This is a genomic window from Halomonas sp. DN3 (assembly GCF_024137905.1).
In the GTDB taxonomy this organism is placed as follows: Bacteria; Pseudomonadota; Gammaproteobacteria; order Pseudomonadales; family Halomonadaceae; genus Halomonas; species Halomonas litopenaei.
In genome coordinates this window covers 2,213,075-2,232,482 of sequence record NZ_CP099965.1, presented here as the reverse complement: position 1 = coordinate 2,232,482, position 19,408 = coordinate 2,213,075, and the positions used below count along the sequence as shown (strand labels likewise).

General features: G+C 62.5%; 20 protein-coding genes and 1 tRNA gene. 2 read left to right on the top strand and 19 right to left on the bottom strand.

The annotated features are described in order from the left end of the window. Nucleotides 1-43: 43 nt before the first annotated feature. The 12 genes from pheT to NKF27_RS09565 form a co-directional block, all read right to left on the bottom strand. The gene (gene pheT / locus NKF27_RS09620; protein WP_253556266.1) at nt 44-2,425 is read right to left on the bottom strand and encodes a phenylalanine--tRNA ligase subunit beta; all 2,382 of its coding nucleotides are present in this window, start codon (nt 2,423-2,425) and stop codon (nt 44-46) included. A 65-nt stretch (nt 2,426-2,490) separates the two neighbouring features. Further along, nucleotides 2,491-3,510 carry a phenylalanine--tRNA ligase subunit alpha gene (pheS, locus tag NKF27_RS09615; protein WP_045991493.1) on the bottom strand — a complete coding sequence of 340 codons (1,020 nt, stop codon included), beginning with the start codon at nt 3,508-3,510 and terminating at the stop codon, nt 2,491-2,493. A gap of 176 nt (nt 3,511-3,686) precedes the next feature. Beyond that, the gene (rplT, locus tag NKF27_RS09610) at nt 3,687-4,040 is read right to left on the bottom strand and encodes a 50S ribosomal protein L20 (protein ID WP_045991494.1); all 354 of its coding nucleotides are present in this window, start codon (nt 4,038-4,040) and stop codon (nt 3,687-3,689) included. A gap of 37 nt (nt 4,041-4,077) precedes the next feature. Continuing rightward, nucleotides 4,078-4,272, bottom strand: coding sequence for a 50S ribosomal protein L35 (gene rpmI, locus NKF27_RS09605; protein WP_045991495.1), 195 nt, complete (start codon nt 4,270-4,272; stop codon nt 4,078-4,080). An 88-nt stretch (nt 4,273-4,360) separates the two neighbouring features. Beyond that, the gene (infC, locus tag NKF27_RS09600) at nt 4,361-4,900 is read right to left on the bottom strand and encodes a translation initiation factor IF-3 (protein ID WP_083970214.1); all 540 of its coding nucleotides are present in this window, start codon (nt 4,898-4,900) and stop codon (nt 4,361-4,363) included. Nucleotides 4,901-4,994: 94 nt separating this feature from the next. Further along, nucleotides 4,995-6,893, bottom strand: a complete 1,899-nt coding sequence (thrS, locus tag NKF27_RS09595) for a threonine--tRNA ligase (protein ID WP_045991497.1) — start codon at nt 6,891-6,893, stop codon at nt 4,995-4,997. Between the two features lie 267 nt (nt 6,894-7,160). Continuing rightward, nucleotides 7,161-7,973, bottom strand: a complete 813-nt coding sequence (locus NKF27_RS09590; protein ID WP_045991498.1) for an OmpA family protein — start codon at nt 7,971-7,973, stop codon at nt 7,161-7,163. 319 nt (nt 7,974-8,292) lie between these two features. Further along, nucleotides 8,293-8,760 carry a DUF2489 domain-containing protein gene (locus NKF27_RS09585; protein ID WP_253556265.1) on the bottom strand — a complete coding sequence of 156 codons (468 nt, stop codon included), beginning with the start codon at nt 8,758-8,760 and terminating at the stop codon, nt 8,293-8,295. Nucleotides 8,761-8,918: 158 nt separating this feature from the next. Continuing rightward, complete coding sequence (gene cyoE / locus NKF27_RS09580; protein ID WP_253556264.1) at nt 8,919-9,836, bottom strand: heme o synthase; 918 nt, start codon at nt 9,834-9,836, stop codon at nt 8,919-8,921. Continuing rightward, nucleotides 9,829-10,869, bottom strand: a complete 1,041-nt coding sequence (locus NKF27_RS09575; RefSeq protein ID WP_253556262.1) for a heme A synthase — start codon at nt 10,867-10,869, stop codon at nt 9,829-9,831. Before NKF27_RS09575 ends, cyoE begins: the two co-directional genes overlap by 8 nt. After that, complete coding sequence (locus NKF27_RS09570; RefSeq protein ID WP_253556260.1) at nt 10,862-11,515, bottom strand: hypothetical protein; 654 nt, start codon at nt 11,513-11,515, stop codon at nt 10,862-10,864. The genes NKF27_RS09575 and NKF27_RS09570 overlap by 8 nt, the downstream gene beginning before the upstream one ends. Before the next feature lie 218 nt (nt 11,516-11,733). Further along, on the bottom strand, nt 11,734-12,489 hold the full coding sequence (locus tag NKF27_RS09565; RefSeq protein WP_253556259.1) for an SURF1 family protein: 756 nt from the start codon (nt 12,487-12,489) through the stop codon (nt 11,734-11,736). Between NKF27_RS09565 and NKF27_RS09560 the strand changes: the two genes are divergently transcribed. Next, on the top strand, nt 12,488-12,679 hold the full coding sequence (locus tag NKF27_RS09560; protein WP_045991503.1) for a DUF2909 family protein: 192 nt from the start codon (nt 12,488-12,490) through the stop codon (nt 12,677-12,679). The genes NKF27_RS09565 and NKF27_RS09560 overlap by 2 nt on opposite strands. Before the next feature lie 21 nt (nt 12,680-12,700). Here NKF27_RS09560 and NKF27_RS09555 read toward each other — a convergent pair whose 3' ends face one another. The 7 genes from NKF27_RS09555 to NKF27_RS09525 all read right to left on the bottom strand — a co-directional run bounded on the left by NKF27_RS09555 (nt 12,701) and on the right by NKF27_RS09525 (nt 18,632). Then, nucleotides 12,701-13,564, bottom strand: a complete 864-nt coding sequence (locus tag NKF27_RS09555; protein ID WP_222569057.1) for a cytochrome c oxidase subunit 3 — start codon at nt 13,562-13,564, stop codon at nt 12,701-12,703. Then, nucleotides 13,561-14,196 (bottom strand): cytochrome c oxidase assembly protein, encoded by a 636-nt coding sequence (locus tag NKF27_RS09550; RefSeq protein ID WP_253556258.1) that lies wholly within the window; start codon nt 14,194-14,196, stop codon nt 13,561-13,563. The genes NKF27_RS09555 and NKF27_RS09550 overlap by 4 nt, the downstream gene beginning before the upstream one ends. Before the next feature lie 15 nt (nt 14,197-14,211). Next, complete coding sequence (gene ctaD / locus NKF27_RS09545) at nt 14,212-15,843, bottom strand: cytochrome c oxidase subunit I (RefSeq protein ID WP_045991505.1); 1,632 nt, start codon at nt 15,841-15,843, stop codon at nt 14,212-14,214. Between the two features lie 210 nt (nt 15,844-16,053). Next, nucleotides 16,054-17,166, bottom strand: coding sequence for a cytochrome c oxidase subunit II (gene coxB / locus NKF27_RS09540; protein WP_253556447.1), 1,113 nt, complete (start codon nt 17,164-17,166; stop codon nt 16,054-16,056). Between the two features lie 135 nt (nt 17,167-17,301). Continuing rightward, on the bottom strand, nt 17,302-17,475 hold the full coding sequence (locus tag NKF27_RS09535) for a DUF2970 domain-containing protein (RefSeq protein WP_083970217.1): 174 nt from the start codon (nt 17,473-17,475) through the stop codon (nt 17,302-17,304). A 75-nt stretch (nt 17,476-17,550) separates the two neighbouring features. Further along, nucleotides 17,551-18,279, bottom strand: coding sequence for an LrgB family protein (locus tag NKF27_RS09530; protein ID WP_253556257.1), 729 nt, complete (start codon nt 18,277-18,279; stop codon nt 17,551-17,553). Beyond that, a complete protein-coding gene (locus NKF27_RS09525) occupies nt 18,279-18,632 on the bottom strand; it encodes a CidA/LrgA family protein (protein ID WP_045991507.1) in 354 nt (117 codons plus the stop codon). The genes NKF27_RS09530 and NKF27_RS09525 overlap by 1 nt, the downstream gene beginning before the upstream one ends. Before the next feature lie 205 nt (nt 18,633-18,837). On the opposite strand from NKF27_RS09525, the gene NKF27_RS09520 reads away from it, so the two are divergent. Beyond that, nucleotides 18,838-18,914: transfer RNA gene (locus NKF27_RS09520), tRNA-Pro, on the top strand. The last annotated feature ends 494 nt before the right edge of the window (nt 18,915-19,408 follow it).

Here is a 19,408-nt window from a genome sequence, read left to right as displayed (position 1 = left end):
GGTGATGGTCACGCCAACCGTCCGCGCCCGTCAGGGGAAAGCGTCAGGCACGCAGCTCGGCATCGAGTCCCTGCCGAGCCGTTGCCACGATGGCATCGACCAACTGATTGATTTCTTCGTCATTTAGCGTGCGCGAAGGATGCTGCCAGGTCAAGCCCAAGGCCACACTCTTACGACCTTCGGCTACGCCTTTACCCTGATAGACGTCGAAAAGCCCCAGTTCGGTGAGCCATTCACCGGCTTCGGCACGCACGCGGTCGAGCAGCGCCTGCACCGGCTGGTCCTCATCCACCACAAAGGCCAGGTCGCGACGCACCTCGGGATACCGTGACAGCGGCGCAAAGGCAGGGATGCTGCCCTGGCTGAGCGCGTCGAGGCGCACCTCGAACAACACGGCGTCGGTCTTGAGACCAAGCTTGGCCTTGACCGCCGGGTGCAGGGTGCCGATCCAGCCGGCTTCCTCGCCGCGATGGAGGATGCGCGCGCACTGTCCGGGATGCAGTGACGGGTGCTCGCCCGGCTCGAAACGCCAGGCGTCGGCGCTGCCGGTTACTTCGAACAGACTCTCGAGGTCACCCTTGAGATCGAAGAAGTCGACCTTGTCGCGACCGCCGGCCCAGCCTTCGGGAAGGCGCGAGCCGCAGACGATGGCGCCGAGCATCGGCACCTGCTCCAGTTCATCGAGCTCGCCGCGGAAAACGAGGCCGCTCTCGAACAGGCGCACACGGGGCTGCTGGCGATTGAGATTGTGCTCAAGCGCCCTGACCAGGCCCGGGAACAGGCTCGCCCGCATCACCGACAGATCCGCAGAAATCGGGTTGGCCAGCACCGGCGACACCGCTTCGGGCAGCAGCACACGCTGCAGCTCCGGGGCGACGAAACTGTAGGTGATCGCTTCCTGGTAGCCACGTGCGGTCATCTGACGACGCAGCCGCGACAACGGGCTTCTGGCCTCATGGTCTGCCTTGAGGGCCAGGCGCACGGCTGGGCGACGCACCGGCAGACGGTTATAGCCGTGAATCCGCGCCACTTCCTCGATCAGGTCTTCCTCGATGGTGACGTCGAAACGCCAGCTCGGCACCTTGACCCGGAAGCCAGCGTCGATGCTTTCCACCGCCATGCCCAGGCGCTCGAGGATCTCGCCGACCTCGGCGTCGTCCAGGCGCTTGGACAGCGCCTTGGCCAGCCGATCGGTGCGCAGGGTCACCTCACGCTGAGCCGGCAGGTGCGCGTCGGATGCCTGCTCATTGAGCGGCCCGGCTTCGCCGCCGCAGATGGCGATCAGAAGCTCGGTGGCCCGCTCGATGGCACGGCGCGTCAGCTCGGGATCGACGCCGCGCTCGAAACGATGCGAGGCATCGGTGTGAAGCCCGTAGGAGCGCGCTTGCCCGGCCACCGCCAAGGGGGTGAAGAAGGCGCCTTCCAGGAAGATATCGCGGGTGGCCTCGCTGACACCGGAGTGTTCGCCGCCCATCACGCCGGCCAGGGCCAGCGGTCCCTTCTCGTCGGCGATGATCAGGGTGCTCGGGTCGAGGCTGACGGTCTGGCCATCGAGCAGCACAAGCTCCTCGCCCTGGCGCGCCAGACGCACGATCACGGCACCCTCGAGGTTGGCACGATCGAAGGCATGCAGCGGCTGACCCAGTTCCAGCATCACGTAGTTGGTCACGTCCACCGCCGGATCGATGGCGCGCACGCCGCTGCGGCGAAGACGCTCCACCATCCACATCGGCGTGGGACGGTTGATATCGACGCCCTTGATCAGACGGCCGATATAGCGCGGACAGCGCTCAACGTCCTCGACCCTGACCGGGAAGGTTTCGTCATGACTGGCCGCAACCTCGGAGATCTCCGGCTCGTTCAGGCCAAGACGGTTGAGCACGCCGACTTCGCGGGCCAGGCCCTGGACGCTCAGACAGTCACCGCGGTTCGGCGTCAGATCGACCTCGATGGTGTGGTCATCCAGGCCCAGGTAGTCACGCAGGGCGGTGCCCACCGGAGCGTCCTCGGGCAACACCAGGATGCCCTCGGAGGTGCCCTCCTCAAGGCCCAGTTCGGAAGCTGAGCAGATCATGCCGCGGGACTCGACGCCCCTGAGCTTGGCCTTCTTGATCTTGAAGTCACCCGGCAATACCGCGCCCACCCGGGCGAACGGGATATGCTGGCCGGCGGCCACATTGGGGGCGCCACATACCACCTGCACGGTCTCGCCGCTTCCGTCGTCGACCTGACAGACGTTGAGCTTGTCGGCATCAGGGTGCTGGGCCTTGTCGACCACCTTGGCCACTACCACCTCGCTGAAGGCCGCCGCCACGGGTTCGACGGCGTCCACCTCGAGCCCCGCCATGGTGATCTGGTCGGCAAGCCCCTGGGTGGAAAGCTGCGGAGATACCCACTCACGCAGCCACTGTTCGGATACTTTCATGAGGACTCCTTGACGTCCTGTTCCTGCATTCGATGTTCTTTATCGGGCCCTCTGGCCCGCAGCGCTCAGTGAAACTGACGAAGAAAGCGCAGATCGTTTTCAAAGAACAGGCGCAGATCGTTGACGCCATAGCGCAGCATGGCCAGGCGCTCGGCACCCATACCGAAGGCGAAACCGGTATAGCGCTCGGGATCGATGCCGCCGTGACGGAAGACTTCCGGGTGGACCATGCCGCAGCCCATCACCTCGAGCCAGCCGGTGTGGGAGCACACACGGCAACCTTCACCGGCGCACATCACGCAGGCGATATCGACCTCGGCGGAGGGCTCGGTGAAGGGGAAATAGGACGGACGGAAACGTACCGACAGGTCATCGCGCTCGAAGAAGGCATGCAGAAAGTCTTCGATAGTGCCCTTGAGGTCGGCAAAACTGACGTCTTCCTCGATCAACAGGCCCTCGACCTGATGGAACATCGGGGTATGGGTCAGATCCGAGTCACTGCGGTACACACGACCCGGGCAGACGATGCGGATCGGCGGCTCCTCGGCCTTCATGGTGCGCACCTGGACCGGCGAGGTGTGGGTGCGCAGCAGCCGGGTGGCGTCGAAATAGAAGGTGTCGGCCATGCCCCGCGCCGGATGGTGGGCCGGGATGTTCAAGGCTTCAAAGTTGTGGTGGTCGTCTTCGAGCTCTGGCCCCACCGCCACCTCGTAGCCGATGCGACGGAACAGGCCTTCGATACGCTCCAGGGTGCGTGTCACCGGATGCAGGCCACCGGTCGGCTGTCCACGACCCGGCAGGGTCACATCCAGGCGTTCTGCGGCAAGCTTGGCGTCGAGCTCGGCCTTGGCCAGGGCCTCGCGCCGGGTATCGAGTTCCTTGGCCAGCTCCTGCTTGGCCTGGTTGATGCGCTCACCGGCCGCCGGGCGCTCCTCGGCGGGCAGCTTGCCGAGCCCCTTGAGCAGCGCGGTCAGTTCGCCCTTCTTGCCCAGGTACTTGACGCGAATCTCGTCGAGTGCGGCCATGGAGTCGGCTGACTGGATGGCGTCGCGAGCTTGTTGAACCAGGTCGGGAAGGTGGTCCATACGTTGAGCTCCGATATCGTTGATCGTTCAGTGGTGGAGTGGTCGCGCAATAGTAGAGAGATCGCGATGAAAAAGGGGTCGCCAAAAAAACAGGGGAAGAGCGGCTGCTCTTCCCCTGGGGCGATCATGAACGCTCTTCTCTCCATGGGGAGAGCTCGCTCATCATTCGAACGCGCTTACTGGGCAGCCTTGGCCTTCTCGACGATGGCAGCAAAGGCTGCCTTCTCGTGAACGGCCAGGTCAGCCAGGACCTTGCGGTCGATTTCGATACCGGCCTTCTTCAGACCACCGACGAAGCGGCTGTAGGACAGACCGTGCTGACGGGCACCGGCGTTGATACGCTGGATCCACAGGGCACGGAACTGACGCTTGCGCTGGCGACGGTCGCGGTACGCGTACTGGCCGGCCTTGATGACGGCCTGCTTGGCAACGCGAAAGACGCGCGAACGGGCACCGTAGTAGCCCTTGGCCTGCTTCATGATCTTCTTGTGACGACGACGGGCGACGACACCACGCTTGACACGAGTCATAGCACTCTCCTGACGTTAAAGGGGGTTCACCAAGGGTTTATACGTACGGCAGCATGCGACGCACGAGTGCCTTGTCGGCGTCGTGGATCTGCTGCATGCCGCGCAGCTGACGCTTACGCTTGGTGGACTTCTTGGTCAGAATGTGACTACGGAAGGACTGCTTGTGCTTGAAGCCGTTGGCAGTCTTCTTGAAGCGCTTGGCAGCGCCGCTGTTGCTCTTGATCTTCGGCATGAGAATAACTCCGCTCGAGTTTCTTTAGAAAATCCGGGGCCAATGGCCAGCCTTCACAGGCTGACCAATCGTTGAACCGGCCGTCGGATCACTTCTTCTTGGGGGCAATGATCATGATCATCTGGCGCCCTTCCATCTTGGGGAAGGATTCCACGGTCCCGATTTCCTCGAGATCCGCTGCGATCCGTTCCATCAGCTTGCGGCCGATGTCCTGGTGCGCCATTTCACGCCCGCGGAAACGCAGGGTGACCTTGCCCTTGTCGCCACCTTCGAGGAATCGAATCAAGTTCTTCATCTTGACCTGATAGTCACCCTCGTCGGTGCCAGGACGGAATTTGACTTCCTTGACCTGGATTTGCTTCTGCTTCTTCTTCTGAGCAGCCTTCTGCTTCTTCTGCTCGAAGACGAACTTGCCGTAATCCATGATCTTGCAGACGATCGGATCGGCATTGGAAATCTGTACGAGGTCCATCCCTTCCGCTTCGGCACGCTCAAGGGCGTCGCGGGTATCCACGATGCCAAGCTGTTCGCCGTCGCTGGCGATCAGGCGGACCTGATCTTCGGTGATGCGCTCGTTCATTGGCGGACGCTTGTCCTGGGGGCGTCCTCTGGGGTTGCTTCTCTTGATGGTTCCGTCTCCACTGTAGCTTTGGAAGGTGCGAGAGCTGGGAAGGTGCGTGCCTAGAGCCTCACACGAGGGGGCGACCCATGCCGCCTACCCGTTAGTACCGCTCGGCCTGAACTCGTTCAATAAAGGCGTCCACGGTCATGGTGCCCAGATTTTCGCCGCTGCGCGTACGCACAGCCACCGAGTCGGCCTCTACTTCCTTATCTCCGACCACCAGGAGATAGGGTACCTTCTGCAACGTATGCTCGCGAATTTTAAAGCCGATCTTCTCGTTCCTCAAGTCCGACTTGACGCGAAGACCGATTTTTTGCAGTCGTGAGGTCAAGGCTTCGGCGTATTCCTTCTGGGCATCGGTGATGATCATCACCACCGCCTGCTCCGGCGCGAGCCACAGCGGCATGGCGCCGGCGTAGTGCTCGATCAGGATGCCGATGAAGCGCTCCATCGAACCGACGATGGCACGGTGCAGCATGACCGGCGGCTTGCGCTCGCCCTCTTCGGTCACGTACTGGGCACCCAGGCGCGTGGGCATCATGAAGTCGACCTGCATGGTGCCGACCTGCCACTCGCGGCCCAGGCAGTCCTTCATGTGATACTCGATCTTGGGACCATAGAAGGCGCCCTCGCCCGGCAGCTCCTGCCACTCGACCCCACAGGCCTCCAGCGCGCCACGCAGGGCGTTCTCGGCACGATCCCAGGTGTCGTCGTCGCCGATGCGCTTTTCCGGGCGCAGGGCGATCTTGATCGCGATATCCTCGAAGCCAAAGTCGCTGTAGACCTTGAGCGCCTGGCGATGGAAGCTCGTCACCTCAGGCTGCACCTGCTCTTCGGTACAGAAGATGTGGCCGTCGTCCTGGGTAAAGGCGCGCACTCGCATGATGCCGTGCAGCGCGCCGGACGGCTCATTACGGTGACAGCCGCCGAATTCGCCGAAGCGCACCGGCAGTTCACGGTAGCTGCGCAGGCCGGAGTTGAACACCTGGACGTGGCCCGGGCAGTTCATCGGCTTGAGCGCGTACTCACGCTTCTCGGACTCGGTGAAGAACATGCCGTCGGCGTAGTTATCCCAATGGCCGGACTTCTTCCACAGCGACACGTCCATGATCTGGGGACAGCGAATCTCCTGATAGCCGCCCTCCTTGTAGACGCCACGCATGTACTGCTCGACGCGCTGCCACAGGGTCCAGCCGTTGGGGTGCCAGAACACCATGCCCGGCGCCTCTTCCTGCATGTGGAAGAGATCGAGACGACGCGCCAGCTTGCGGTGATCGCGCTTCTCGGCCTCCTCGAGGCGGTGCAGGTAGGCCTTGAGCTGCTTCTTGTCGCCCCAGGCGGTGCCGTAGATGCGGGTCAGCATGGCGTTGTCGGCATTGCCGCGCCAGTAGGCACCGGCCAGCTTGGTCAGCTTGAACGCCTTGAGGTGACGCGTGTTGGGCACGTGGGGCCCACGACACATGTCGGTATATTCCTTGTGGCGGTAGAGGCGAATAGTGTCGCCTTCGGGAATCCCGCGCACGATTTCCTGCTTGTAGGGCTCATCGCGATGCAGGAATTCCAGCATCGCGGCATCGCGATCGACGTACTCGCGGACCACGTCGTACTCTTCATCGATCAGCTGCTTCATGCGCTTCTCGATGGTCTCGAGGTCTTCCGGGGTGATCGACTGGCCGAAATCGATGTCGTAATAGAAGCCGTCGGTGATCACCGGGCCGATGGCCATCTTGGCCTCGGGATAGAGCTGCTTGACCGCGTGCCCGATCAGGTGGGCACAGGAATGCCGGATGATCTCCAGGCCTTCCTCGTCACGTGCGGTCAGGATCGCCACCTCGGCGTCCGTCTCGATCAGGTCCGCGGCGTCCACCAATACGCCGTCGATCTTGCCGGCCACGCAGGCCTTGGCAAGTCCCGGGCCGATGCTCTCGGCCAGTTCCATGACGCTAAGGGGGGAATCGAAGGTTCTCTGACTGCCGTCAGGCAGTGTCACGATGGGCATGCAAGCTGTCCTTGTGCGCAGTGGTGATCCATACCAGGGATCACGTGTCGCCAAAATGGATTCGAGGGGTGAAACAGCGACATAGAATATCAGAAATGGCGCCACCGGCGCCATGCTCTACCCCTGCGAAGGGCGTCGCGACACCTCTGGCGAGCGGGATGGCAAGACAGGCCACCATCACCCAAAACGCAGCGAGGCGCCCGAAGGCGCCTCGCTGATGTCATCGCGCTCGATCAGACGATCGAGACGGACTCGGTCAGGGCAGACTTACTGCCACTCACCCAGTTCCACACGACGGTTTTCCGCACGACCTGCATCGGTGTCGTTGGTCGCGATGGGCTGCTCTTCACCGTAACCGATGGCACGCATGCGGTTCGGCTGAACACCCTGGCTCGCCAGGAAGCGAGCAACGGAAGCGGCACGCTCCTGAGACAGCTGCTTGTTGTAGCTGTCGGAACCGACGCTGTCGGTGTGACCTTCGATGCGCACGCCGACGTTCGGGTTGGCGCGCAGACGCTCGGCAACACCAGCCAGAACCTGCTCAGCCTGAGCGGTCAGGACGGCGGAGTCGAACTCGAAGTTCACGTCACGCAGGACCAGGTCCTTCTCGCAACCGAGGGAGTTGACCTCGACGCCAGCCGGAGTACCCGGGCACTGGTCCTGGAAGTCCGGCACGCCATCGTTGTCGGAATCCAGCGGGCAACCCACTGCGTCCACGGCGACACCGGCCGGAGTACCCGGGCACTGGTCGTTGGCGTCGTAGACGCCGTCACCGTCGGAATCCTTCGGAGCGTTCATCGGCTCCTTGTTCGGCTCGGCACACAGCAGAGCGCCAGCCACGGTGCCGACGGTCGCGCCGACAGCAGCGCCGGTTTCCTCGTCGTCATCGCTGGTGGTGCCGTAGCCGATACCACCGCCGATCAGACCACCGGCGATACCACACACCATCGGGTGCTGGTACCACGGCTTGGCGTCAGATGCGCTCATGCCGGAGGAGGACTGAGAGGCGGAGCTGGCGCAGCCGGAGAGGCCGACAACCAGTGCAGAACCGAGCAGCAAGCCAGTCGTTGATTTTTTCATGTAAGACTCCTTCTTCTATCTGACACTCAATGCTGAATACGGGTAACCCTGTTCTTCAGCGGGTCCAATGTTGTGCCGATCGAGAAACAGGATAGGTACCCTACTTCCTCATAGGCAAGAAAAGCATGAAATACAGCGCCTAGCCAGTCTATTAGTCGCCAATATCTCAACGTCTTCTGCCAACGGCCCATCGTGCAAGACAATTGCTGCACGACCAATCCCTTGCAGGCGATATCATGACGTATCGCTTCTGTACAATCAAACTAGCACAGGCGATACCCGCCCGTCATTCACTTCATCGAACAGTGTTCGAGATCGCTCAATTGAGAGAGTCGGGGTAACGGGCTTGAAAATCCAGCGCAGCCTGTGCCGCAGCCAGCACATCGTCGCGATTCGCTTCTTCCACGGCCAGTCGCTGCTTGTCTTCAGCGAACCGCTCCTTGGGCGTAAGCTCTTGACGCGCCTGATGTGTGTGCAGATGACGGGTCTGTTCGTAGACCTCGGCAAAGACCCTGAACTCGCGCCGCTCAAGCAGTGCCGGATCGATGATCTCGAACAATACTTTCAACCGCCAGCAGCCTTCGGTCACATCGACCTGACGCTGCAATAGCGCCGACGCAACCAGACCGAGGTTTTCCAGGCCATTTTCCCTGGCACGACGTTCCTCGTCCCGAATCACTCCCTCTCGGCGCCGCACCTCAATCTTCAACGACCAGGCGTACCACGCCAACGCGGCAATGATGACAATGCCAAGCCCGAGCAAGGCATAAGCGAGCGTCGTGGACATGCAGCCCCCTGTGCGATGGTCAAAGGGAGCATTCTACACATCTGCCAGGGAGGCTGAACCATCCATCACGAGAAAGGCCGCTGACTACCGTCTGCATTGTTGCCACCTGTCGATGTCACTTCTGTGACACCGAACCGTTGAACGAAGGTAGTCGGCCCTCACGGACTCAAGGCGATGCTCAGATAGTGATCCAGCAACAAGGCCAGAAAGACGCCAAGCAGATAGCGGATGGAAAACCAGAAGGCCTGCAAGGGCGCCTGGTCGTCGTGTCCACGCCAGACCCTGAGATTCCACTGCATGAAGCGTAGATTGAGCACACAGACGCTGACCAGATAGAGCCAACCACTCATGCCGATGGTGAACGGCAGCAAGGTGGCCGCCACCGTCAACCAGCCATATAGCCAGACCTGCAGTCTGGCAAAGGCGAGGCCATGGGTTACCGGCAGCATCGGTACGCCGGCCTCGGCGTATTCATCGCGCTTGTAGATCGCCAGCGCCCAGAAGTGCGGCGGCGTCCAGGCAAAGATGATCAACATGAGCAGCAGCGGTTCGGCTCCCACTGTCCCGGTCACGCTGGTCCAGCCCAGCAGTGGCGGCGCGGCACCTGCGACACCACCGATGACGATATTCTGCGGCGTGGCCCGTTTCAGAAATACCGTGTAGATCAACGCATAACCGACCAGCGACCACAGCGTAAGCCAAGCGGTCAACGGATTGACGGTCAGCGCCAGCAGCGCCACCCCTGAGGTGGACAATGACAGCGCCCAGGCCAGCGCCAGTGGCGTCGACAAGCGACCGGACGCCAGCGGGCGCCGCGAGGTGCGATGCATCCGCGCATCCAGCTTGCGATCCACCACGTGGTTGATCGCCGCCGCCCCGGCGGCGGCCAGTGCAATCCCGATAAGCCCGCACACCATGGCGTTAAGCGCAGCTGGCGATATCGCACCGGGGATCGCCAGCAACATCCCCACCAGGGCGCATACCAGCATCACCATGACCACTCGCCATTTGCACAACGTCAGCAAGTCACGCCATAGCGGATGGGTCGCTGCCCCCATGGCCTGTGCATCACGCATGGAGCCACCCTCCTCTGGTCTGGCGTTGACGTCCCTTCACCGCCTGTCTTGAATGGCGCAGCTTCCACGCTACCAGGGTAAAACTGAAGACCAGCAGTACCGCGCCGGCAGTATGTAGAAGCGCCAGGCCCAGCGGCAGCCACAGCAGCACATTGGCGATACCCAGGGCGACCTGCAAAGCTGTCGCTCCTGCCAGCGTCAGCAGCCAGGGCCGCATCTCACGGCGATGCCAGCGACGGATCACCACCAGTGCCAGCGCCAGCGTCAACGCCAGCGCTCCCAGCCGATGGGCCAGATGGATCGTCGTGCGTGCTTCGGCGTGCAGGGCCCCGTGCAGATAGTTGGGCCCCACCGTCTGGGTAAGGTGAAAGCCCTCACCCCAGTCGGTGTCGGGCACCCACTGGCTATTGCAGGTGGGAAACCCCTGACAGGCGATGCCCGCGTAGTTGCTGGAGGTCCAGCCCCCCAGCGCCAGTTGCAGCACCAGCAGCATGGTGGCCACCCCCATCAGCGCCCCCAGTGGTCGGGCAGCGAGCGCCGCCTCGTCCCTGGCGACACGACGCAGGCGCAGATGCAGCCAGACGAACAGCGTCATTACCGTGAGTCCACCCAGCAGGTGAAGGGTTACCACCTGGGGCCACAGCTTGAGGGTCACGGTGTAGGCACCGAAGGCCCCCTGCACCATCAAGGCGGCGAACAGCATCAGCATCAGACGCCAGGGAAACCCAGGCTTGCGCCGCCTGGGCCAGGCCAGCACCAGCAGGGCCATCACCATGACCCCGAGACATCCGGCCAGGTAGCGATGAATCATTTCCATCCAGGCCTTGGATGCCTCCAGCGGTGCATCCGGACTATGCAGCAGAGCGCTGCTTGCATCGGGCACGACCAGCGCCCCATAGCACCCCGGCCAGTCGGGACAACCCAGCCCCGCATCCAGCAACCGGGTGAAGGCACCGGCCATGATGACCAGGGCGGTGAACAGCGCCCCCACAAGACTCAGGAGCCGCAGCGTCGCCAGGCGTCGATCATTCATGGCGCACCTCCTGGCGGGCGTCTTCGCTGGCACCTTGGCTGTCGTGAAGACTGACCAGATCAGCAGTACCTGCGGTAGCCTCGGCCTCACCGGGATCTTCGCCCAGGGCAGCAAGCGGTGGCTCGGGGTTGCGCTTGAACAGATGCTCGATGTCGTCCATCACCGCCCGGGTCTCCACCCCGGCAGGATAGGCGACCGCCACCCACCCCTGGGGATCAAGCAGCCACGCCTGCCCCTGACTGGCCCACTCCGGCGACTCGGTCCAGGTCATCAGCGACTCGCCAGGCAAGGCGGCAGCGTCTCCGCCTACGCGCAACCGACTCAGACGATGGGCGTCCTTGCCCAGCGCCCGGTGCAGGCGCCACCAGCGATCCGCGTCTTCGGCGCAGCTATCGCCGCAATCGTAGGCCAGGGTCCAGGCATGCGCCGCGAGCTCCCCTCCACGATCGCGACTGGCAATGTCTGTGCGCTCAAGAGCCGGCCACCGGGACAGCGGCGGCACATCGGCATCAAGCGCCCCGTGGGCGGTACGGTTGTCGGGAATCCCGATACGGAACTCGACCATGCCCCAGGCAAGCGCCATGGGCATCACAAAGATCGCGATCAGTGCGACCAGCTTCAGCCGCTGCCACCCCATCGTCGTCATCCTCGCACCTCCACTCCTTGCGTCGACACGTTCCGTCCTGTCGTGTCCGCTGGGCTATCGGGTATCTGTCGTTCTCGCGCTAGTGTCGTGCTCTCGCGCTAGCCTCTTGTCCTCGCCGATGTCGCTTGTCTTTCGACCCTTTCCTGTCCTTCGCGGCGTTGTTGTCTTCCGCGGTTTTCTTTCGCGGTTTTCTTTCGCGGTCTTGCCATCTCACGGCCTTAGCGTTCTTGCCTCGCGGTCATGTCGGCGATCGACGTTTCAGGGCGTGAGGTACCCGCCGCCCACAGGTCACGATAGAGTCGTCGACCTCCAAACAGCAGCGCCAGCAGCGCCACCAGCGAAAGCCCCCACCACTGCAGTGCATAGGCCAGATGTCGCTCTGGTGGCATGACGTTAGGCGTCCACCAGTCCTCCAGATGCCCGGGACCCTGGCGCTGATGCAGCCAACCGGCAAAGCTGAACTCCTCGTTCCAGGCTCCGAGTTCGATGCGCTGCAGTCTCGTGCCTTCGAGGTTGTCACCGAACCGCGGCGTACGCCGGCCATCCGCCTGCCAGTCACCGCTCAGCGACACCAGCCCCTTCGGCGTCTCTGCGTAGGGCGCCTGGCGCGACACCCCTGTCTCGAGAAAGCCGCGCTCCACCAGCCACCGCTGTCCCTCGACGTCGACAAAGGGCGTGAGCACCGCCACCCCGAGTCGATTGCCAAGCATCCGATTGTCCAGGTAGAGGGTTTCGTCGGCCTGAAAGACGCCTTCGAGTGACAGGCGGCTGCCGTCCGGCGGCAATGTCCCTGGCATGTTCAAGGTCGGTGCCTCGGCAAGGTTTGCAAGATAGTCGCGCTTGCCGGCGGCGCGCTCCCACTGCCATAGTCCAAGGCCGATACCCAGCACCATCAGCGCTGCACACAGCAGGCACCAGGCCACCAGCCGCCCCGGACCACGCCTTTTCCCCTCACTCGAACGGACTCTCACCATGCTGCTCAAGATCCTGATTCTGATCGTGTTCGTGGCCATGCTGGCCAGTCTCGCGGCCGGGGTCGGCTTCCTGCTCAAGGACGACAGCCACTCACGCCGCCTGCTGGTCTCGCTCAAGATCCGGGTAGCCCTGGCCGCCCTGCTGCTGGCGTTGCTGGCCTATGGCTTCGCCACCGGTACGATCGGCTGAGCGGCCCCCACGCCGCCTGCCTCAGAACACGTAGACGAAGATGAACAGCCCCAGCCAGACCACGTCGACAAAGTGCCAGTACCAGGCAGCCGCCTCGAAACCGAAGTGATTGTCGCCACTGAAATGGCCCTTGCGGATACGCATCAGGATGCTGGCCAGGATGATGGTGCCGATGATGACGTGGAGGCCATGGAAGCCCGTCAGCATGAAGAAGGTCGAGCCGTAGATGCCCGCCTCCAGGGTCAGGCCCAGATGATGGTAGGCCTCGTAGTATTCGACCCCCTGGATGATGATGAAGCAGGTACCCAGCAGCACCGTGCCGAACAGCCAGTTGTGGGTGGCACGACGCTCGCCCATCTTCAACGCTTCGTGGGCCACCGTCAGGGTAATGCTCGAGGACACCAGCAGCAGGGTGTTGACCAGCGGCAGCTGCCACGGGCTCAGGGTCTCTGTCGGCCCCGAGATGGCGCTGTCCGGTGGGTTCTCCAGCGGCCAGCTGGCGGTGAAGTCGGGCCACAGCAGCGCCGTCACGCCCTTCGCCCCCTCACCATCGAGCCACGGCAGCGCCAGGGTCCGCACGTAGAACAGCGCCCCGAAGAAGGCACCGAAGAACATCACCTCCGAGAAGATGAACCAGCCCATGCCCCAGCGGAAGGAGCGATCCATCTGGGCGTCGTAGAGCCCGGACATGGACTCCTTGATGACATCCCTGAACCACAGCACCATCACCGCCAGGATGCCCACCAGACCCGCCAGCATGATCGGCGACCCCGCCGCCCCGTGCACCAGCCAGGTGCCCCCGCCGACCATCATCACGCCCATGGCCAGGGAACCGAGGATCGGCCACTTGCTGGTCGCGGGTACGTAGTAGCTGCCACCACTCATGCTTCACCTCCTGGATCTTCGCCAGACGCCGGTCGGCGTCCCTTGTCACTGCCCGGTGCGCCGTCGGCCACCGTCGTCACCGCCACGTCCGGTCCCTGGTCCTGCGGGTAGAGCGTGTACACCAGGGTCACGGTCTTGATCTCTTCGGGGAGATCGCGGGTCAGTTGAAACACCAGTGGCGCCTCGAAACTCTCCCCCGGCGCCAGCCGTTGATTGTCGAAACAGAAACAGGCCAGCTTGCGCAGATGTAGCGACGCCGGAGACGGGGTCACGCTGGGCACCGCCCTTGCTACCAGCGCCTGGTCACCCAGATTGCGAAAGGTGAAATACACCTCCGTGCTCTGCCCTGGGTGAACCCGAACCTGGCGACTGTGGGCCTCCAGCTTCCACGGCAGTCCCGCACTGCCACGGGTCACGAACTGCATCGTCACCGTGCGTTCGGTATCGACCTCTTCGTGCACCAGCGTCTGAGCGCTGGTCGAGGTCTTGCCGTTGAGGCCCGTCACCTGGCAGAAGACGTCATACAGCGGGACCAGGGCAAACGCGAAGCCAAACATCCCCGCCAGCACCACCAGAGTCTTCACCACGGTTCGTCGAACCTGGGGACTGCGATCCTCGACGACGTCCGTCATGGCGACACTCCCGACTCAGTGCTCCACCGGCCGATACTGGGGCGGGTGCTCGAAGGTATGCAGAGGCGCCGGGCTCGGCACCGTCCACTCAAGATCCTCGGCACCATCCCAGGCCTTGGCTGGCGCCTTCTTGCCGCCCCGCACGCACATGATCACGATGACCACGAACAACAGTTGCGAGAAGCCGAACATGAAGGCACCGATACTGGAGAGCATGTTGAAGTCGGCAAACTGCAACGAGTAGTCGGGAATTCTTCGCGGCATGCCGGCAAGCCCGGAAAAATGCATCGGGAAGAAGGTCAGATTGACCCCGATCATCGACAGCCAGAAGTGCCACTGGGACAGGCGCAGGTGCGGGTAGTGGCCGGTCCACTTGGGAAGCCAGTAGTAGACCCCCGCCATGATCGAGAACACCGCGCCGGGCACCAGCACGTAGTGGAAGTGCGCCACCACGAAGTAGGTGTCGTGGTACTGGAAGTCCGCCGGCGAGATCGCCAGCATCAGCCCCGAGAAGCCACCGATGGTGAACAGCACCACAAAGGCGATGGCGAACAGCATCGCCGGCTCGAAGCTGATCGAACCCCGGAACAGGGTGGTGATCCAGTTGAACACCTTCACCCCGGTCGGCACTGCGATCAGCATGGTGCTGTACATGAAGAACAGCTCCGCCACCAACGGTAACCCCACCACGAACATGTGGTGAGCCCACACCAAAAACGACAGGATGGCGATGGAAGCGGTGGCGTAGACCATGGAGGCATAGCCGAACAGCCGCTTGCGGGCGAAGGTCGGAATGATCACCGAAACGATGCCGAAGGCCGGCAGGATCATGATGTAGACCTCGGGATGCCCGAAGAACCAGAACAGATGCTGGAACAGCACCGGATCACCACCGCCGCCGGCATTGAAGAAGCTGGTGCCGAAGTTGATGTCCATCAGCATCATGGTGACCACCCCGGCCAGCACCGGCATTACCGCGATCAGCAGGAAGGCGGTGATCAACCAGGTCCAGACGAACAGGGTCATGTCCATCAGGCGCATGCCCGGTGCGCGCAGGTTCAGGATGGTGGCGATGATATTGATCGCCCCCAGGATCGAGCTGATACCGGCGATGTGCAGCGATAATATAAAGAAGGTGGTGGACGGCGGCGCGTAGGTGGTGGACAGCGGCGCATAGAAGGTCCAGCCGAAATTCGGTGCCCCACCCGGCATGAACAGCGTACTCAACATCAGGGTAAAGGCGATCGGCAGCAGCCAGAAGCTGAAGTTGTTGAGCCTCGGCAACGCCATGTCCGGCGCCCCGATCTGCAGCGGCACCATCCAGTTGGCCAGTCCGACGAAGGCCGGCATCACCGCACCAAACACCATGATCAGGCCATGCATGGTGGTCATCTGGTTGAAGAACTCGGGCTGCACCAGCTGAAGACCGGGCTGGAACAATTCGGCCCGTACCACCAGCGCGAAGACCCCACCGATCAGAAACATGGTCAGGGAGAAGATCAGATAAAGGGTACCGATCTCCTTGTGATTGGTGGTCAGTACCCAGCGCATCAGACCGCCTGGGCGATAGTGATGCTCGTCGTGTCCCGCCGAGCTGGCCTCGGAGGCCGACGACTCGAGTCGATGCTTGGGAGGCAGTGACGCCATGGCGAAGATCTCCCCTGTTGGCCGCCTGCCTGACTCTTGGCGGGCGTCGATGGTGCGTTCAACGTGACTCCTGAGAGCCCCCGGTTGCTCGGACTGGTCGTTCGTCGACCATCCCTTGTTCGCTATTCCCTTGCTCGTTCATCTCTTGTGCTTGCATTTCCCGGCACCTGAACGGCTCTCCAATCGCGATCCCGACAGCCGTTCGTCCGGCTACTCGGACAGCATGTCGGCGATATCGGCCGGCTGGGTCACCTCGCCTGTCTCATTACCCCAGGCATTGCGTTCGTAGGTGATGACGGCGGCGATCTCCACCGGATTCAGGGTGGTGCGGAAGGCCGGCATGGCGGTACCCGAGACACCATTGACGACGGTATCCAGATGGCGCTCCGGCTCGTCCAGCAGTGCCTGGTTGCCCGCCAGCGCCGGGAAGGCAGGCGGCAGGCCACTACCATCGGCCTGGTGACAGGAGGCGCAGATGGAGCCGTAGACCTGCTCGCCACGCTCCATCAGTTCGTCCATGGACCACTCGCGATCCACCCCCTGGGCCTCCTGGGCAGCAGCGGCCTTGCGCTCGGCCAACCAGGTATCGAACTGCTCCTGCTCGACCGCCTCGACCACCACTGGCATGAAACCGTGATCCTTGCCGCAGAGTTCCGCGCACTGGCCGCGATAGATGCCGGGCTCGTTGATGCGCACCCAGTTTTCGTTGACGAAGCCTGGCACCGCGTCCTGCTTGACCGCCAGTTCGGGCACCCACCATGAGTGGATGACGTCGTCGGCGGTCAGCAGCAGGCGTACCTTCTTGCCCACCGGCAGCACCAGTGGTTCATCGACTTCGAGTAGATAGTTTTCCCCCTTCTCGCTCTCGCCGGAGATCTGCTCGCGGGGGGTCGCAAGGTTGGAGGTAAAGTCGACATCTTCACCCAGGTAGCTGTAGTGCCAGCGCCATTGCTGGCCGGTCACCATCACATCCAGGTCGGCGTCGGAGGCGTCGTACATCTTCTTGAGCGTGGCGGTAGCCGGCACTGCCATGCCGACCAGAATGAGCAACGGCAGGGCCGTCCAGATCACCTCGACGGTGGTGTGCTCATGGAACTTGGCGGCCTTTGCGCCCTGGGAGTGACGATAGCGGAACAGCGAGTAGAACATGGCGCCGAAGACCACCACGCCAATGATCACGCAGATCCAGAAGATCGTCATGTGCAGCGAATAGACCTCACGACTGACGTCCGTCACCCCGACCGGCATGTTCCAGTCGGACGCCTGGAGGTGCCCTCCGAGTCCTGCGAACAGCGTTCCCGCAGTCATCCACACATGCCGCATGCGCATCGATGCCTCCTGGAGCTCGTTGTTATCTTGTTCGCTCGCCAATGGCTCGAGTATAGAAGAGCCTGGTCACTGCCCCGCCTGTAGCGGGCCGAGCCTTCAACGCAAGACGCCACCCTGCCAACGGGTCGATCAACCCGCCGCCAGGGTGGCGATCACGATCAGAATCACGACAAACAGCACCCCCATGAGGATGCCTACGACGATAAAGCTGGACGCCTTGCCGGTGGTGAAGTCTTCCTGACGCCGGGACTCGCGTTGCACGCCGAAAAACGCGGCGAGTACCGACTTGATGGTCTTCCACATCTTGACCTCCGGCCCAGTCCCTTCGCTTGACCATAGTTCAGCCGGAGACAATTTGCGTTGCGCATTAGACGAAGGTCAGAGTCCGAATATCGCCACAATCAGTGGAAGCAAGAAGGCGGTGATCAAGCCCGTCAGTCCCATGGCAAGCCCAGAGAAGGCACCGGCCATGGCCCCCAGCTTGGCGAACGCCTGGGCCGTACCGAAACCGTGGGCCGAGAGCCCCATGGTAAAGCCCTGGATCACCGGGTCCTTGATGCCAAGCAGACGAAAGATGAACGGCCCCAGCGCACAGCCGATGGAGCCGGTAATCAAGACGAGTCCCGCCGCCAGTGACGGAATACCGCCAATCTTCTCCGCCACCCCCATGGCAATGGGCGACGTCACCGAGCGCGGTGCCAACGACAGCACGGTCTCGGGCGCCGCCCCGAACAGCAGCGCAATACCTAGGGTCGAGGCCACCGCGGTCACGATACCCGCGCCGCAAGCCACCAACAGGGGCAGCAGCAGCTGACGCACCCGCTCGCGATGGTCATACAGCGGGATGGCCAGCGCCACCGTGGCGGGCCCCAGCAGAAAGTGGATGAACTGGGCGCCCTCGAAGTAGGTGGCGTAGTCGATCCCGGTGACCAGCAGGAAGGTGATGATCAGGGCAATGCTCAGGGTTACCGCGTGAAGCAGCGGCGTGCCGCCCAGCCACTTGTTGATGCGCACGGCCAGGGCAAAGGCCAACAGCGTGACCAGCAGCGACAACAGCGGATTGCCGGACAGATAGACCCATAGCTCGTCGAGTTCGGCCACATCCATTACTGACCTCCCCGGCGAGCGGCCAGCCTTGCCATGACCCAGGCGGTGACCGCCAGGGTCAATGCCGTGGACAGCACCAGCGTCGCCGCAATGGCGAGCCAGTCATCGGCTATCAACCGGCCATGCACCATTAGCCCGACACCCGCAGGCACAAACAGAAGCGTCAGGTAGCGCAGCAGACCCTCCCCTGTCGTACGCAGGCTCTTCGGCACCTTGCCGCGAATCGACAGCCCGATCAGCAGGATCACCATTCCGATCACCGGACCGGGTATCGGTAACGTCAGCCCCCGCGCGATCAACTCACCAGCGAACTGACACGCCAGCAGTAGACTCATTCCCAGAATCAGCGGCATTCCCTGGTCCTCCTCGTGTCCCATTGCCTACCATTAGTGTGTCAGAGCACGGACAAAGTGGGCAGCGCTGACGCCCGGGGCTGGTCAATTTCCAACCAATTGAAATAAAAGCGCAAAAGGGGCTTTTCATTTTGAAATGAACGCGCTAGTATACGCCTCGTCTTCGGGGGACAGGCCAGACGGTCACACAACCCATAGGCCAAGTCGGAGCGTGGCGCAGCTTGGTAGCGCGTTGCAATGGGGTTGCAAAGGTCGCAGGTTCGAATCCTGTCGCTCCGACCACTGAATTCAAGAATCAGGCTCTTGCGGACATTTTCGCGAGAGCCTTTTTCGTTTCTGAAGCCCCTATCCCCTCCAGGTGTCAGCACGCACCACTTTGTGACCAGATGATCCCCCGCCCTTCCCGACGCCTCACAACGAAAAGACCCACGTTCGACCCGATGCATGTGCAAGTGACTTACCGCTTGCCGCCCACGCACATCGCCACGCGGTCAGATTTTCCGTGCCAAGACGATTGGTTACGCCTCAACATCCAACAAGCCTCCTCTGCCCTGCCCAAGAGCCGCCTACAAGGCTATCTGAAGACCGCTAGAGAACCGACAGGGCCAAGGCAGCTTGAGAACCGAAGGGCTTACAGAGCCCCACTGGACGCCACAGACAGGTTTCCAGTGAAGAGAACCGGGATATTTCAAGCAGGGGGTACGGGAGCCGGTGGGGGTCTGTTCAAGAACAATGGGACGTTTTGAGCTCTTGGAGACCCCCTCCCTCTTTTGGAG